We start from the raw sequence: 15,138 nt of genomic DNA, 5'->3' as shown, positions 1-15,138 counted from the left end.
GTACCTCTTTCGAAGCACTTTTTTACTAACTAAATTCAAACTTTATTCTCAATTCAAATCAAGGCGTAAACCTAAAGAAACATTATTTTCCTTGGTTAAATTATCCTGAAATATAGGGTTCAAATCGTATTTAAAATACAAACTCAATTCTCTGTAACCAATGTAAGAACTCAAACCGTAAATAAAATTATTTACATTATAATCGCCTTTAATTGTGGTTTTATACTTTAAATCGTCTTCTTCAAATTTTAAAATTTGTTTTGATTTCACATTGATTCCAGCGTAACCTCCTACTCCAAAACGGAAATTTTTGTGGGTTTTGAAATATTTTTTTCCGTTGCTTTCTCCTGCTTTTGTAAAATCAAATTCTAAATGCACCGGAGCCACCAAATACACGTTTCTAAAACGAGATTCTGTCAAATGAACCGGATTTTCTACAAGATTGGTTTGATTGCCGTCTACCACAAAACTTCTGTTATCTGTCGGGCGAATATTATTATACATCAATGAAAGTCCGTATTTAGCATGAAGCAGATTATCATTTTTCATTAATCTTGAGTTATAGGTAAAACCCCATTCATAAAAGTGCGAACCCATAAAACGGTAATTAGAATCTTGTAGTTTTCCGTCAACCATTGTATTATTCAAACCCATTGCAAATACAAATTGCGATGTTGTTCTTTTTTCACCGTGAATCGAATCTTTGTCATGTCTATTAGATTTCCATCGGATCATGTAGACTTTAGAAGAATCTTCTTTGATTTTTCCGTCAACTTTTTGCTGAACCAAATCGTTCAGTTCATTTTGTGCCAAAGTCACTTTTTCTTCGATAATTACGGCACGGGCTTCTGCTAATTCTTTTTTGCGTTTATCAGCCTGTTCTTGTGTGATTTTCCCTTCTGATAATTGAACATTTACAGCTTCAATTTCTTGTTTCAGGGTTTCTTTTTCTTCTTTGGTAATCTTTTCGATTTTATTGGCAATTTGCTTTGCTCTTGATTCAAAGGTTTCCTGTCCCAGAACTTTGCTTACGAATAAGAAAACCAGGATTACGAGGTAAATGGTAAAATTTTTCATGATTGATTTTTTAATTTTGATTGTTGATTGATGATTATTAATTGTGAATTATAAATGGTAAATTGTGAATGCTTTATTCCATCTACATCGGGTTAAAACCCGACGCTACAATATGAATCGTTCCTCCGGAACTGAAAATCTATATTCTTGCTTCTTTATTCTTTGCTCTTTATTCTCTACTCCTGCTGATTTCTATTTGCTAAAGCCACTTTTACGGTTTGGTAATTTTTATTGACTTTGGTAATTACTTTTTCTCTAAATGAAAGTTCCAATTCACCATCGACCTGATTCAGTAAATCAGAAGCATTGATTTTTATTTTTGATTTTTTAACTGAACTTTCAGCCAAAACGCTTTTTTCTGCCTTTTCGAATAATTGATCTGTATTTTCTTTTTTAGGATTTTTGATAACTACAACCGGATTTGTATTTGATTGTTTTTCTTGATTGTTTTTGATGATGACTGAAGACTCCGCTATTTGATTTGATTCATTTTTAATGGTTTTATTTGGTATTTGATTAAGGTTGTTTTCTTGTTTATTTGATTTTTGCACTTCAGTTTCAGTTGAAGTTTTTTCAGCGATCACCGTTTCTGTTTGAACTGATTCAACTTTATTTATAGTTGGTTTAGCAGCAGAATCTTTTTTAGTATTTTCTTCGATTACAATACTTTTAGGGCTTTCGATCTTTTCTTTCTTTTGATTAAAAAAGAAAGTTCCCACTAATAAAAAACCAACAATACTGGCGGCGATATAAAGCCATTTTCTGTTTTTCTTTGGTTTTTTCGTTTCTGCAACACTCAACATAGCATCTAATCGATCCCAGGCTTTTTCGCTTGGTTCAATTTTGCGTTGGTTTAGTTTTTCACGGAAATCCTTTTCAAAATTATTCGGTTCCATTATCTTGTTTTTTTAGAATAGTAATTTGTGTTTGCAGCATTTTCCTGGCGTGCGATAATTGCGATTTTGATGTTCCTTCATTAATTCCTAACATCTTGGCAATTTCATTGTGTTTATAACCTTCAATGGCGTATAAATTGAAAATCATTTTATAACCATCCGGCAAAGCATCAATTAAAAACTGAATTTGATCAACTGTAAACTGACTGTCGATTTCGTTGAAACTTTCTTCAACAAAAAATTCATCTTCGGCAAAATTTACTTTTTTCTGGACTCTTAAATAAGAAATACATTCGTTAACCATAATTCGGCGAATCCAGCCTTCAAAGCTTCCTTTATGTTCAAAGTTTCTTAGATTCGTAAAGACTTTCATAAAAGCCGTGATCATTACATCTTCTGCCAGCTGAATATCTTTTATATATTGTCGGCAGACACTTAACATTTTTGAAGAAAACTTACTGTAAATCTGCTGCTGTGCCTGCCGATTATTTTCGACAGCAAGCTTTATGATTTTGGTTTCTTCTTGATGTAAATGAATAATTTTCATTAATACGCTTTTCGGTTTTTGGTTTTAGAAACAGACTTCTATTAACATAGACGCATGTCGATTTGAAATGGTTGCATGAAGTGTAAAAAATTCCAATAAAAAAAATACAAATCCCAATCAAATAGAAATACACAACTGATTTACAACAAAGTAAACCAATTATCTAATTGATAAATTTTCTGATTATCTAATTAAAGAAATTATTTCTTCCTCTCAATAACGTAATTTACCATTAAAGTAAGCGCCGCTTTGAATTCAGAATCCGGGTAATTTTCTAAAAGGGAAAGTGCTTCTTGCTGAAATTGCACCATTTTATCTTCGGCGTAAGCCAAACCATTATTATTTTTTACAAAGGCAATAACTTCTTTGACGCGTTTTTTGTCTTTGTTGTGGTTTTTGATGGAGTTTATCAACCACTTTTTTTCCTGCGGAGTACAAGTATTTAAAACATGAATTAAAGGCAAAGTCATTTTTTGCTCTTTAATATCGATTCCTGTTGGTTTTCCGATGGCTTCTTCACTGTAATCAAACAGGTCATCTTTAATTTGAAATGCCATTCCGATAAGTTCGCCAAACTTTCGCATATTTTCAACCTGAATATCATCTTCAATTACTGATTTTGCACCAAGTGCACAACAAGCTGCAATAAGTGTTGCAGTTTTTTTTCGGATGATTTCGTAATAAACATCTTCGGTAATATCGAGTCTGCGCGCTTTTTCGATTTGAAGTAATTCGCCTTCGCTCATTTCTCGAACGGCTACAGAAATGATTCGGAGTAAATCAAAATCGCCGTTATCAATAGATAGCAGCAATCCTTTTGAAAGCAAATAATCTCCAACAAGAACAGCAATTTTATTTTTCCAAAGTGCATTTATTGAGAAGAATCCGCGGCGGCGATTACTGTCGTCTACCACATCATCATGAACCAAAGTTGCCGTATGAATCAATTCAATTACCGAAGCGCCTCGATAGGTTCTTTCGTTTACAATGCCGCCAGAAACCATTTTTGCTGTCAAAAAAACAAACATCGGACGCATTTGTTTTCCTTTTCTATTTACAATATAATAGGTGATTCTGTTTAGCAAAGCAACCTTGGAAGTCATCGATTCATGAAACTTTTTTTCAAAAAGTTCCATCTCGGTAATTATAGGCTGTTTTATTTGTGAAGTAATATTCATTTCGATTTCAAATATACTATTTTAAATAAAAAAACGTTGTCTATTTTATGTTAGTATATCTATAAATATGTACTAATTTAAAAAAAACAATCCAAAAACACCTCAATCTAATAACTAATTTGAATTCATTGATTAAAAGTAAAACCAAAAAAACTATTTATTATGAAAACAAAATTTTTATTAATTGGAACCTGTATCGCTTTATCACTATTTACAAGTTGTAATTCTGATGAAAACACAAACGACGGAACTGCTAAGGTCATTACTAACGACGAAATAATTGCAAATTCTAAAATAGATGCCTCAATTGAAGATGTTACTAATATTGCTGAAGATCAGTTTAACTCACAAGTAAACATTAACAGCAAACCTTCTGGAAACATTAAACACTTTTTACCTGAATGTGCTGTTATTACAACAGTTTTAACGAATAATACTTTTACAAAAACGGTGGATTTTGGCGTTGACGGCTGTACGCTTGATAACGGAAATACGGTAAAAGGAAAAATGGTGGTTTCGTTTTCTAATGATTTTTCGGCTTCGACACAAACAATCAGTTATACATTTGAAGGTTTTTACCACAATGGTAAACTACTTCAGGGAAGCAAAAGCATTATTAGAACTGTAAAATCAACTGATTTACTGGCAGAAGTGCATCCTGTTTCGACCGCTGCAATTGATCTGACTATTACTTTTGATGACGGAAGTATTTACAGCAGAAAAGGTTCGTTAGTGAAAGAAATGACTGCCGGTTATAACACTTGGTTTAATTGGGAAGACAATGTTTTTGTAGTGACCGGAAGCGGTACCACAACTTTACCAAACGGAGATACCTTCTCTGCAGAAATTACGACTCCTCTTGAATTTAAAGCTTCATGCAAAAAATCATTTGCAGTAAAAGGAGTTGTTGAAATAACTAAAAATGGAGCTTCGGCTACGATTGATTATGGCAATGGTGATTGCGACACACTGGCTTCTGTAACCAAAGACGGCGTAACAGAAGAAATTGATTTGAAAAAATAAGATCCCTTTTTGCCCACAAAAAAAGCATTAAAAACAAGATTCACCCTCGTTTTTAATGCTTTTTTTATTACCCATCAAATGTCCCGATGGGACATTTTTATATTGTCATTATTTGTTTTCTACCGATGAGATATTCCTAGCGGAATATGTTCTGAAAAATTTTCAGCTATATAGCAAAGCAATCTCGTAGAGTAAATATCGGTAGACACAACATTTCGTAATATCGTTTTTTGTCCCGTAGGGACTATACCGAATCAGCTTCTTTGTTTGCTAATTGCCCGCAGGCAGCATCAATATCTTTTCCGCGGCTGCGACGCACTTTTACTACAACTCCAATATTTTCTAATGCTGTAATGTAAGCTAAAATAGATTCTTCTGAAGCTTGTTGAAATTCTCCGTCATCAATTGGGTTATATTCAATTAAATTGACTTTACACGGTACATATTTACAGAATTTTACCAAGGCGTCTACCGAAGCTTTATCGTCGTTGATCCCTTTCCAAACTACATATTCGTATGAAATTTTGCTTTTTGTTTTTCTGTACCAATATTCTAATGCTTCTCGTAAATCTTTTAGAGGAAAGTTTTTGCTGAAAGGCATAATCTTCGCGCGGATTTCATCAATTGCCGAATGCAGGGAAACTGCCAGTTTGAATTTCACATCATCATCGGCCATTTTTTTGATCATTTTCGGAATTCCTGATGTCGAAAGCATAATACGCTTTGGAGACATTCCTAATCCTTCCGGCGATGTAACCATATCGATCGCTTTAATGACATTATTATAATTCATTAAAGGTTCGCCCATTCCCATAAAAACAATATTCGAAAGCGGATGATTGTGGTACAAACGGCTTTCTTTATCAATTGCCAAAATCTGATCGTAGATTTCTCCCGGCTCCAAATTTCGCATTCTTTTTAAACGTGCAGTTGCACAGAAATTACAATCTAGACTACACCCAACCTGACTTGAAACACAAGCCGTTGTTCTGGTTTCTGTTGGAATTAAAACAGATTCCACAACTAATCCATCGTGTAATCTAACAGCATTTTTTACTGTTCCGTCGCTGCTTCTCTGCATGGTATCAACCTTAATATGATTGATAACAAAATTTTCTTCAAGCATAGAACGTGTTGTTTTGGCAACATTCGTCATATCCTCAAAACTGTGTGCTCCTTTGCTCCAAAGCCATTCATAAACTTGATTTCCACGAAAAGCTTTGTCATTATTTGCGACAAAAAAATCTCGTAACTGATCTTTTGATAAGGCTCTTATGTCTTTTTTCTCGATTTGCATGCTGCAAAGTTAATCACTTTTGTCATTTTTTTTGATTTTTAGATGCATTCTTAATTTATCTCTTCTTGAATTTTATGCAAAATCATCTCTCTATTTACCTGTCAAACCTTTACTATAATGATTTAATTAAAGTTTGGCTATGATTTTTATCATTTAATTTCGGCTGTCTGCTTGATAATTTTGATCTAAGAAATAAGGTCAGTTCACAACCACTTACAGAACTCTCCCGATTAAAATTAACAAATACCTATCAAGATGAAAACAATTAAATCAATCCTATTAACAGCAATTTTCACAGCAGTATCATTACAACTAAACGCGCAAAGAACCTATACGGTAGCAGCTGCTAAATCAACTTTTGAAGTTGCCGGAACTTCTACTGTTCACGATTGGATAATGAAATCTACAGAAGGAACTGGTATCGCCAACTTAACGGTACAAGATTCTAAACTAGCAGCTATAAACAGCTTAACTATTACCTTATTGGCAGAAAGTTTAAAAAGCAGCAAAACAAGCATGGACCAAGTGGCTTATGAAGCCTTAGATACAGAAACGCATAAAACTATTGAGTATGCGTTAAAATCTGCTGAAAAAATAAATGAATCAACTTGGATCTTAACCGGAACTTATACCATTGCCGGTGTCAGCAAAGAGTATAAAACTCAGGTAAAAATAACAGCAGATAATGGAACCTTTACTCTTCAGGGTTCTAATCAAATCACTTTTGGCGATTTTGAAATGACACCTCCAAAAGCGGCTCTTGGTGTTGTTAAAACCGGTAAAGATTTAACTGTGATTTTCAATATCATGTTAAGTCAGATAAATCAGATTTCAGATCTGTAACTACAATTACATTATTGGAAAATTAATATTTGATAAAACACAAATTACATTTTTGGGCATAATTATTCGCTTCAAAAAAATGAAAACGTTGTAGTTTTTAAATATCATTTTAATAAAATTTTAACAATGATTTTTATCATGTATCTCCGAAAAATATAGACAGATCTTTGATACAAGTTAAAACAACATTCTTAGTACTAAAAAGAAATCGGTCGATTTGTTAACTTATTTTTTACAATAAAACATGACAAAATGAAAATCAATAAAATTAAATTATTTGCAATTGCAGTTGCTCTTTTCGGGATTACTTCAATTGCTACGGCACAAAAATCATATGCTTTAGATGCTAAATCTACCTTTTCAGTTGCGGGAACTTCAACACTGCATGATTGGGAAATGAAATCAGCTTCAGGAACTGGGACAGCAAACTTTTCAATAGCTAATTCAAAGCTTACCGAAATAGAATCCTTATCGGTTACTCTATTGGCTGAAAGTGTGAAAAGTGAGAAAAAAAGTATGGATAAAGTAGCTTACGAAACTTTAAAAACAGATAAAAATAAAAACTTCAAATATGTTTTAAAATCTGCAGAAAAAGTAAATGAAACCACTTGGGAATTGACCGGAACTTACACCATTGCAGGAGTTAGCAAAGTTTATAAAACAACTGTAAAAACAACTGTTACAAAAGATGGATTAAACATGCAGGGTTCTAACAAAATCACTTTTACAGATTTTGGAATGAAATCACCAACTGCAATGCTTGGAACTATTAAAACGGGACAAGACTTAACTATAAAATTTAATTTAAACTTTAATTTATAAGCGCCATGAAAAAAATTTATATTCTATGTATAACATTAGTCAGTACGTTTGCTGTTAATGCTCAGGTAAGTTTTGGCCACATTCAAAACCAGATTCCACGAAGCCAAAAAGGTATTAATCAATTTGATGTAAAAAAAGACACCGTTGCCTACAAAGGATTAAGTGTTGACATGGGAGCCGCTTTTGCACTTCAATTTCAAGCTTTAAACTCGTTCAATGATCAAAAAAACTTAACCACAGCACCAGGTTACAGATTAAATAATTTAGAAAATAATTTCAATTTACCAAATGCAAACTTCACAATTGGGGCTCAATTATATGATGGTGTACGTGTAAACTTAGATGTATATCTGGCTTCCAGACACCACAACGAGACTTGGGTAAAAGGAGGTTATTTGCAAATTGACAAACTTGATTTCATTAAAAAAGATTTCCTTGCTGATTTCATGCAGTATACAACGATCAAAATTGGTCAAATGGAGAACAACTATGGGGATGCACACTTTAGGAGATCTGATAACGGAAATGCGTTTATGAATCCGTTTGTTGGAAATAATATAATGGATGCGTTTATTACAGAAATGGGAGCTGAAGTTTATTATAACAGATCAGGCTTTGTAAGCATGATTGGAGTAACGAATTCTAAATTAAACCAAAATGTTCAGGAAATTGTACCTGCAACACCAACGGCATCAAAACCAGATTCTAATACAACTATAAGCCCTTCTATTCTTGCAAAATTAGGCTGGGACAAACAAATCAACGACGATTTAAGAATTAGATTAACAGGTTCATATTATCATACAGCAAATTCTAGTGGAAATTTATATTCTTCTGATAGAGCAGGAAGCCGATTTTATGGTGTAATGAGCCATTCTGAGTATAATATTATCGATCCGGCTGCCGGAACACCTATTAGCACTGTTGCGAACAACTTTGATCCAACAGCCAATAAAGATACAGGAAGATTTAATCCAGGATACGGAAACTGGGCAACATCCTATATGGTAAACCCATTTATCAAATACAAAGGCCTTGAATTTTTTGGAACGTTAGAATTTACTTCCGGTGGAGATTACAAAGGTACTGATGACACTCGTAAAGTGAATCAATATGTAGGTGATTTAGTTTATCGTTTCGGAGAGAATGAAAGGTTTTATGTTGGTGGGAAATATAATTTAGTTGATGGGAAATTAGCTAATGCAAATGCTCAGGCAATTCAAATAAACAGATTTGAAGCTGCAACGGGATGGTTTATGACCAGAAACGTTTTGGCAAAGTTAGAATATGTAGATCAAAATTATAAAAACTTCTCTCAATTTAATGGAGCAACTCCAAACGATCTTTTCGGAGGAAGTTTTAAAGGACTTATGTTCGAAGCAGTAATTTCATTTTGATAAAATGTACAAAAGATTTATTTTCTTAATTATGGGTTTAGCGGCTTTCTTTTTATTAGGAAGTGCTAAACCCTCTCTTTTAGCAGAAGATACAAGCTTGGTAATAAATAAAATTAAAATAGAAATTACAGGAACATCTACTGTTGGCAAGTACAATTGCTCTAATACCTTTTCAATAAAAGATACGGTTTATATAAATTCAGTTAAAAAAAATATTTTCAATACCGAAATTAAAATGTCAAACTTTGATTGCGGTAACAAAATAATGACGAAAGATTTACAAGGAACCGTAAAGGTGAAGCAATTTCCAAATAGTACCGTTTGTATTACTGATGTAAAGCCAAATGGCAAAAATTACAAATGCAGATTAAACTTTTATATCACCGATAAAACATTAAAATATAAAGATTTTATACTGTACAATTCCGATGATAAAATTCAGGGAACACTAAATTTAAAATTCTCTGATATCGACTTAGAACCACCGGTAAAAATGGCTGGATTAATAAAAGTAAAAGATGAGATTGTGATAAATTTCAGCCTTTACAAAAACTAAAAACTTACTTCTAAAATATTTCAGCAAAAAAATCTTCAATTTTTAGAAACTGAAAAAAATTGGCACAAGAATTGTCTTGCACTCAACAGAAAAGTAATCTTACAAAGCGCGCCATAGTTTTAAAATTTGTATTTTTATTATTCCACTTTATAACCTTTTAAATTTTATAACCTAAAAAGACAATTTATCATGAAAAAACAAATTTTAAGTTTAGCTGTTGTTGCATTATTAGCTTTGGGATTACAATCTTGTGAGAAGAAAGAGCCTAAACCTGCAGATGAAGAATTAACTCTTGGAAACAAAGTAGATTCATTAACAACAGATATTGAAGAAGTAAAAGACAGCGCTGTAAGCAAAACAGAAAGTGCTGCTGCAAAAGCTAAAGATGCTACTGAAAATGCAGTTCAAGATGTAAAAGACGGAGCTAAAAAAGCGGCAACTGATGTAAAAGACGCTACTAAAAAAGGAGCTGAAAAAGTTGAAAATGCGGCCAAAGCTGCTAAAGACGGAACTGTAAAAACAGCAAAAGAAGTAAATGAAGCTTTGAAAAAATAATTTCATTACAACTAAAACTAAAAACCATTCGCCTAAACGAATGGTTTTTTTTATGCAAAATAGGCAGCGGATATTTTTTGTATTTTTGCTTTAAATTAGAACAACTACAAGATGCATTTTATATCACAAGAATTAGAAGATTATATTGAACAGCATTCTGAGAATGAACCAGAATTATTAGCGAAACTTAATAAAGAAACCTACCAAAAAATACTTTTACCGAGAATGTTAAGCGGGCATTTTCAAGGTCGTGTTTTAAGTATGTTATCAAAATTAATTCGTCCTGTAAATATTCTTGAAATCGGGACTTATACAGGTTATGCCGCACTTTGTTTATGCGAAGGAATGCAGGAAAACGGGCAACTGCATACTATAGATATTAAAGAAGAATTAGTTGATTTTCAAAGAAAATACTTTGACGCATCGCCTTGGGGAAATCAGATTTTTCAGCATTTAGGTGAAGCAGTTGATATTATCCCAACTATAGATGTAAAATTTGATTTGGTTTTTATTGATGCTGATAAGGAAAATTACCTCAATTATTGGGAAATGATTGTTCCCAAAATGAATAAAGGCGGAATTATTTTATCCGATAATGTTTTATGGAGCGGAAAAATTCTTGAACCGGTTCATCCTAATGATGTCAGTACAAAAGTACTTGTTGAATATAATCAGCTTTTGAAAGATGATCCAAGAGTTGAAACGGTTTTATTACCAATTCGTGATGGATTGACGGTTTCTAGAGTATTGTAATTTTATAAGTTGCTAAGATATTCTAAGATTTTTTCTATTCATGCTTTTACTCAATTTAGAATGACTTATTTAAATCAGATAAATAATGAAGGTTTTGCAATAATAAACAATGTTTTTACTGAAAATGAGATCGAAAAGCTGATTTCATTAATCGAAAACGTAACAGAAAATGATTCTGAAAATGTAACTTTTAGAAAATCTCAGGATTTATTTGCAATTAGACAATTTCATAAAGAAGTACCAGATACCTTAAATTTTATTTTCAATCAAAATTTAAAAAATATTATTGAGACTAATTTTGGAAAAGGATACTTTATAACCAAATCCATTTATTTTGACAAGCCTGAAAAGTCGAATTGGTTTGTGGCTTATCATCAGGATTTAACTATTTCTGTAGATAAAAAAATTGAAACTGAAAATTTTGAAAACTGGACTGTAAAACACAATCAGTTTGCGGTACAGCCGCCAAAAGAAATTTTAGAAGATAATTTTACGATTAGGATTCATATTGATACCACTACAAAAGACAATGGCGCTTTAAAAGTCATCAATAATTCACATTCAAAAGGAATTTTGAGAATCGAAAACCTTGATTTTGAAAAAGAAACAGAAACAATCTGCGAAGTTGAAAAAGGCGGTATTATGATTATGAAACCTTTATTATTTCATGCTTCAAACAAAACCACAAACAACAAAAGAAGAAGAGTTATTCATATCGAATTCAGCAAACAGCAACTCCCTGCAGGATTAGAATGGAGTGAAAGAAAAATTCTTGAAAATAATTAAACATTAAATAAATAAAGTTCTAAGTTTTCTCAAAAAAAACTTAGAAACTTAGTATCTTAAAAACTCATAACCTTTCAAAAATCCTTATCCCGGAAAATATTGAGGCTTTAATCTTCTATAAGCCAGATAAATTAAGAAACCGAAAAGAGCTCCAAAGAAATATCCTGTTAGAATATCTCCAGGATAATGTAATCCTAAGTAAATACGGCTGTAAGCGAAAATCAAAGGCCATAAGAATAAAAAGCCTAAATATTTAAAGTGGCGTTTTAAAGCCAAATATAAAAAAGTAGCAACAGCCATTGTATTTGCAGCATGCCCTGAAAAGAAACTAAAAGAATTTCTAATTATTAGAATTCTTAAATCTGCCTTTATATCGGGATTATTACAAGGGCGTAAACGCTGAAAAGTATGTTTAAACAAATTACAGGTCTGATCTGTAAAAGCAAGCAAAATTGCTACAAAAAGCAATATATACAAAGTTTGCTTTCCTCCTATCTTTTTATAAATAAGATAAAACAACAATAAAAAGAACGGTGTCCAATACACCTGTTCGGTAATAATCAGCCAGAATTTATCATATGTTTCAGAACCTAAACCGTTTAGATATACGAGCAAATTGATATCTAATTTTTCAATTTTTTCAAGCATATTATTTTTGGCGTTTTATAGGTCCAGAAAGTGATTCAATATCTTCTTTTACCTGGTCAATTTCTGTGGCAGTTTCACCTAACAGATTACCGGATAAATTAGTAGTATCGCCTAACAAATTAGATTTTGCATCATTAATCTGTGCGTTAATATTACCCGTAATATCAGTTAAAGATTTCGTGTCAAGACCATTGGCCTCAGCTCCTTTTTGAATTTCACTTTTTATATCGTTGGTTGCATTTTTTAACTGTGCCATCGCTTTACCCATTGTACGGGCAATTTCCGGCACTTTATCAGAACCAAAAAGCATTAGTACTATAAACAGTATGAAAACTAATTCTCCTCCTCCTATACCAAACATATCTTTTATTTTTGTTGTGCCACAAAGATATTAAATTTTGAAGCGCACAGTTTTAAAATTTACTTAAAAAAAAAGACTCTTTTCAGAGTCTTTTTAGTTTGTTCTTAGTCAAATTTTGATTTTTGTTCAACTTTTGGCCATGAATTATTCGTTACATCGATATCAGCCGTAAGTAATTTTGGGTCAATCTGAATGCTTTTTACAGCTTTTGTAGTTGCATAAACTTTTTTGGCAGTTTCATTACTTTTTCTCCAGATTTGTGCCGGATATTGGTAATTATCTTTTGTACCATCTTCATAAGTAATTTCAACAAGTATTGGCATAATCATTCCACCTGGTTTGTTGAATTCAACTTCATAAAAATATTTAGGCGATTTGATGCTTGCTTTTTCCTCTGCAGTAAAAGTCTGGTCAACATAATCAGCCAATGGTTTTACATCTTCTAATTTTAATGCTTTTTTGCTTGAAGCGTTAACTTCTGGATTATCTCCTGAAACTAAATAAACAAAAGGACCTTTTTCAAATCCAAAACGACCTTTTCTCACTTTTACATCTTTAATGTCAGCAGTTGGAGTTTCAGAAACATAATATTGTTTCACCTCTTTAATTCCGATATCTACAAAATCAGTTGAATAAAACCATCCTCTAAAAAACCAATCTAAATCTACAGCCGAAGCATCTTCCATTGTTCTAAAGAAATCCTCTGGGGTTGGATGTTTAAATTTCCATCTGTTTGCATACGTTTTAAAAGCATAATCAAACAATTCTTTCCCCATTACCACTTCTCTTAAAATATTAAGACCAGTAGCCGGTTTTCCGTAAGCGTTATTTCCAAATTGGTGAATAGTTTCAGAGTTAGACATAATTGGCTCTAAAAATTTCTGATCACCGCTCATATAAGGAACAATATTTTTTGCAGGTCCGCGTCTAGACGGGAAAGCTGGATCTAATTCCTGCTCTGCCAAATATTCTAAAAATGAATTTAAACCTTCATCCATCCAAGTCCATTGACGCTCGTCAGAGTTTACAATCATTGGGAAGAATGTGTGTCCAACTTCGTGAATAATAACACCAATCATTCCGTTTTTAACCTCTTTAGTCGTTACACCGTTTTCATCCGGACGACCAAAATTCCAGCAAATCATTGGATATTCCATTCCCTGATCTTCTGCAGAAACAGAAACAGCTTTTGGATAAGGATAATCAAAAGTATGAGAAGAATAGCTTTTTAAAGTATGTGCAACTGTTAGTGTTGAAGTTTCTCCCCACAGTGGGTTTGCTTCTTTTGGATAAACAGATTCTGCCATAACAGTTCTGTTTCCAATTTTTACAGCCATTGCATCATAAATGAATTTTCTTGAAGAGGCAATTCCGAAATCACGAACATTTTTCGCACTGAATTTCCAAGTTTTTTTCTTTTCAGAAAAAGCTTTTTCAGCTGCTTCAGCTTCTGCCTGAGTTACAATAACAACAGGTTTGTCAAATGATTTTTGAGCTTGTTCGTAACGCTTAACTTGTTCTGCTGTAAAAACTTCGCTTCTGTTCGTTAATTCTCCTGTTGCATCGATAATGTGATCTGCAGGAACTGTAATATTTACGTCGAAATTCCCGAAAGGAAGAGCAAACTCTCCGCTTCCCCAGAACTGCATATTCTGCCATCCTTCAACATCGTTGTAAACTGCCATTCTAGGATAGAATTGCGCAATTACATATAATTTATTTCCATCTTTTTCGAAAAATTCATAACCAGAACGCCCGCCTTCTTTTCTATAATTGTTGATGTTATACCACCATTTTACAGAAAATGAAATTTTTTCTCCCGGTTTTAACGGTGAAGCCAGATTGATACGCATCATCGTTTCGTTGATCGTATAAGACATTGGAGTTCCTTTTGCGTCTTTTACCTGTTCAATATTAAAACCACGCTCTAAATCTTTTTTCAAATATTTAGATGAAAAACCATCAAGAGCCAAAACCTGATTTATTTTTTCGCCTTCGGCTAAAGAAGTTTGTCCATTAGCTCTAGCCTGATTTTGATCTAACTGAACCCATAAATACTCTAAAGTATCCGGCGAATTGTTAGAATATGTGATCGTTTCAGCACCCGTTAATTTTGAATTTTTATCATCTAATTCAACATCAATTTTATAATCTGCCTGCTGTTGGTAATATGCAGGTCCAGGCGCTCCAGACGCTGTACGAAACATGTTTGGTGTTGCCAGCAAATCGTACATCTGGCTGAATTTATTAGTGTCGTACTTGCCTTGCTGCTTAGGTGTCACAGCTTTTTCCTGAGCAACTAACATTGCAGGAAAAATTAATAATAATGAAAGCTTTTTCATAAAAGTCTAATGGTAATTTTGTCAGGGTGTGAAAATAACAATTAAAATATTAATTTA

Annotated in this window: 16 protein-coding genes; 8 read left to right on the top strand and 8 right to left on the bottom strand. The window is 32.8% G+C overall.

Annotated elements, in window-relative coordinates; translation table 11 throughout:
- Window positions 1-48: 48 nt before the first annotated feature.
- From ASD98_RS11895 to ASD98_RS11880, 4 genes are all read right to left on the bottom strand, one after another.
- The gene (locus ASD98_RS11895; RefSeq protein WP_056204790.1) at window positions 49-1,077 is read right to left on the bottom strand and encodes a hypothetical protein; all 1,029 of its coding nucleotides are present in this window, start codon (window positions 1,075-1,077) and stop codon (window positions 49-51) included.
- A 176-nt stretch (window positions 1,078-1,253) separates the two neighbouring features.
- Entirely contained in the window at window positions 1,254-1,973 is a 720-nt protein-coding gene (locus tag ASD98_RS11890) for a hypothetical protein (RefSeq protein WP_056204788.1), read from the bottom strand.
- Window positions 1,960-2,520: an RNA polymerase sigma factor gene (locus tag ASD98_RS11885; protein WP_056204785.1), complete on the bottom strand. Its 561-nt coding sequence runs from the start codon at window positions 2,518-2,520 to the stop codon at window positions 1,960-1,962. The genes ASD98_RS11890 and ASD98_RS11885 overlap by 14 nt, the downstream gene beginning before the upstream one ends.
- A 200-nt stretch (window positions 2,521-2,720) precedes the next feature.
- A complete protein-coding gene (locus ASD98_RS11880) occupies window positions 2,721-3,698 on the bottom strand; it encodes a polyprenyl synthetase family protein (RefSeq protein WP_056204782.1) in 978 nt (325 codons plus the stop codon).
- A gap of 162 nt (window positions 3,699-3,860) precedes the next feature.
- Between ASD98_RS11880 and ASD98_RS11875 the strand changes: the two genes are divergently transcribed.
- Entirely contained in the window at window positions 3,861-4,721 is an 861-nt protein-coding gene (locus ASD98_RS11875; RefSeq protein ID WP_056204778.1) for a hypothetical protein, read from the top strand.
- Between the two features lie 244 nt (window positions 4,722-4,965).
- Here the strand turns inward: ASD98_RS11875 and rlmN are convergent, their stop codons facing one another.
- Complete coding sequence (gene rlmN, locus ASD98_RS11870) at window positions 4,966-6,018, bottom strand: 23S rRNA (adenine(2503)-C(2))-methyltransferase RlmN (RefSeq protein WP_056204775.1); 1,053 nt, start codon at window positions 6,016-6,018, stop codon at window positions 4,966-4,968.
- Window positions 6,019-6,273: 255 nt separating this feature from the next.
- On the opposite strand from rlmN, the gene ASD98_RS11865 reads away from it, so the two are divergent.
- From ASD98_RS11865 to ASD98_RS11835, 7 genes are all read left to right on the top strand, one after another.
- Window positions 6,274-6,861, top strand: a complete 588-nt coding sequence (locus ASD98_RS11865; RefSeq protein ID WP_056204772.1) for a YceI family protein — start codon at window positions 6,274-6,276, stop codon at window positions 6,859-6,861.
- A gap of 252 nt (window positions 6,862-7,113) precedes the next feature.
- The gene (locus ASD98_RS11860; protein ID WP_056204769.1) at window positions 7,114-7,683 is read left to right on the top strand and encodes a YceI family protein; all 570 of its coding nucleotides are present in this window, start codon (window positions 7,114-7,116) and stop codon (window positions 7,681-7,683) included.
- A 5-nt stretch (window positions 7,684-7,688) separates the two neighbouring features.
- A complete protein-coding gene (locus ASD98_RS11855; RefSeq protein ID WP_056204765.1) occupies window positions 7,689-9,080 on the top strand; it encodes a hypothetical protein in 1,392 nt (463 codons plus the stop codon).
- 4 nt (window positions 9,081-9,084) lie between these two features.
- Window positions 9,085-9,636 carry a hypothetical protein gene (locus ASD98_RS11850; protein ID WP_056204762.1) on the top strand — a complete coding sequence of 184 codons (552 nt, stop codon included), beginning with the start codon at window positions 9,085-9,087 and terminating at the stop codon, window positions 9,634-9,636.
- A gap of 189 nt (window positions 9,637-9,825) precedes the next feature.
- The gene (locus ASD98_RS11845) at window positions 9,826-10,191 is read left to right on the top strand and encodes a hypothetical protein (RefSeq protein WP_056204759.1); all 366 of its coding nucleotides are present in this window, start codon (window positions 9,826-9,828) and stop codon (window positions 10,189-10,191) included.
- Between the two features lie 111 nt (window positions 10,192-10,302).
- Complete coding sequence (locus tag ASD98_RS11840) at window positions 10,303-10,944, top strand: O-methyltransferase (protein ID WP_056204754.1); 642 nt, start codon at window positions 10,303-10,305, stop codon at window positions 10,942-10,944.
- Between the two features lie 60 nt (window positions 10,945-11,004).
- Window positions 11,005-11,730 carry a phytanoyl-CoA dioxygenase family protein gene (locus ASD98_RS11835; RefSeq protein WP_056204751.1) on the top strand — a complete coding sequence of 242 codons (726 nt, stop codon included), beginning with the start codon at window positions 11,005-11,007 and terminating at the stop codon, window positions 11,728-11,730.
- Between the two features lie 84 nt (window positions 11,731-11,814).
- On the opposite strand, the gene ASD98_RS11830 is transcribed toward ASD98_RS11835, so the two are convergent.
- From ASD98_RS11830 to ASD98_RS11820, 3 genes are all read right to left on the bottom strand, one after another.
- Window positions 11,815-12,378 carry a phosphatase PAP2 family protein gene (locus ASD98_RS11830; protein WP_056204748.1) on the bottom strand — a complete coding sequence of 188 codons (564 nt, stop codon included), beginning with the start codon at window positions 12,376-12,378 and terminating at the stop codon, window positions 11,815-11,817.
- A gap of 1 nt (window position 12,379) precedes the next feature.
- Window positions 12,380-12,739 (bottom strand): twin-arginine translocase TatA/TatE family subunit, encoded by a 360-nt coding sequence (locus ASD98_RS11825; RefSeq protein ID WP_056204745.1) that lies wholly within the window; start codon window positions 12,737-12,739, stop codon window positions 12,380-12,382.
- Window positions 12,740-12,843: 104 nt separating this feature from the next.
- Entirely contained in the window at window positions 12,844-15,081 is a 2,238-nt protein-coding gene (locus tag ASD98_RS11820; RefSeq protein WP_056204742.1) for a M1 family metallopeptidase, read from the bottom strand.
- Between the last annotated feature and the right edge of the window lie 57 nt (window positions 15,082-15,138).

Origin of the sequence: Flavobacterium sp. Root186, from assembly GCF_001428525.1 — a bacterium.
Classification (GTDB): domain Bacteria; phylum Bacteroidota; class Bacteroidia; order Flavobacteriales; family Flavobacteriaceae; genus Flavobacterium.
Note: the sequence above shows the minus strand (reverse complement) of the source record. Positions and strands in the feature narration are given on the sequence as shown.

Bases quoted from the DNA above. Each gene is read 5' to 3' on its own strand.
- ASD98_RS11895 (WP_056204790.1), bottom strand. From the start codon at position 1,077: ATGAAAAATTTTACCATTTACCTCGTAATCCTGGTTTTCTTATTCGTA.
- ASD98_RS11890 (WP_056204788.1), bottom strand. From the start codon at position 1,973: ATGGAACCGAATAATTTTGAAAAGGATTTCCGTGAAAAACTAAACCAA.
- ASD98_RS11885 (WP_056204785.1), bottom strand. From the start codon at position 2,520: ATGAAAATTATTCATTTACATCAAGAAGAAACCAAAATCATAAAGCTT.
- ASD98_RS11880 (WP_056204782.1), bottom strand. From the start codon at position 3,698: ATGAATATTACTTCACAAATAAAACAGCCTATAATTACCGAGATGGAA.
- ASD98_RS11875 (WP_056204778.1), top strand. From the start codon at position 3,861: ATGAAAACAAAATTTTTATTAATTGGAACCTGTATCGCTTTATCACTA.
- rlmN (WP_056204775.1), bottom strand. From the start codon at position 6,018: ATGCAAATCGAGAAAAAAGACATAAGAGCCTTATCAAAAGATCAGTTA.
- ASD98_RS11865 (WP_056204772.1), top strand. From the start codon at position 6,274: ATGAAAACAATTAAATCAATCCTATTAACAGCAATTTTCACAGCAGTA.
- ASD98_RS11860 (WP_056204769.1), top strand. From the start codon at position 7,114: ATGAAAATCAATAAAATTAAATTATTTGCAATTGCAGTTGCTCTTTTC.
- ASD98_RS11855 (WP_056204765.1), top strand. From the start codon at position 7,689: ATGAAAAAAATTTATATTCTATGTATAACATTAGTCAGTACGTTTGCT.
- ASD98_RS11850 (WP_056204762.1), top strand. From the start codon at position 9,085: ATGTACAAAAGATTTATTTTCTTAATTATGGGTTTAGCGGCTTTCTTT.
- ASD98_RS11845 (WP_056204759.1), top strand. From the start codon at position 9,826: ATGAAAAAACAAATTTTAAGTTTAGCTGTTGTTGCATTATTAGCTTTG.
- ASD98_RS11840 (WP_056204754.1), top strand. From the start codon at position 10,303: ATGCATTTTATATCACAAGAATTAGAAGATTATATTGAACAGCATTCT.
- ASD98_RS11835 (WP_056204751.1), top strand. From the start codon at position 11,005: ATGACTTATTTAAATCAGATAAATAATGAAGGTTTTGCAATAATAAAC.
- ASD98_RS11830 (WP_056204748.1), bottom strand. From the start codon at position 12,378: ATGCTTGAAAAAATTGAAAAATTAGATATCAATTTGCTCGTATATCTA.
- ASD98_RS11825 (WP_056204745.1), bottom strand. From the start codon at position 12,739: ATGTTTGGTATAGGAGGAGGAGAATTAGTTTTCATACTGTTTATAGTA.
- ASD98_RS11820 (WP_056204742.1), bottom strand. From the start codon at position 15,081: ATGAAAAAGCTTTCATTATTATTAATTTTTCCTGCAATGTTAGTTGCT.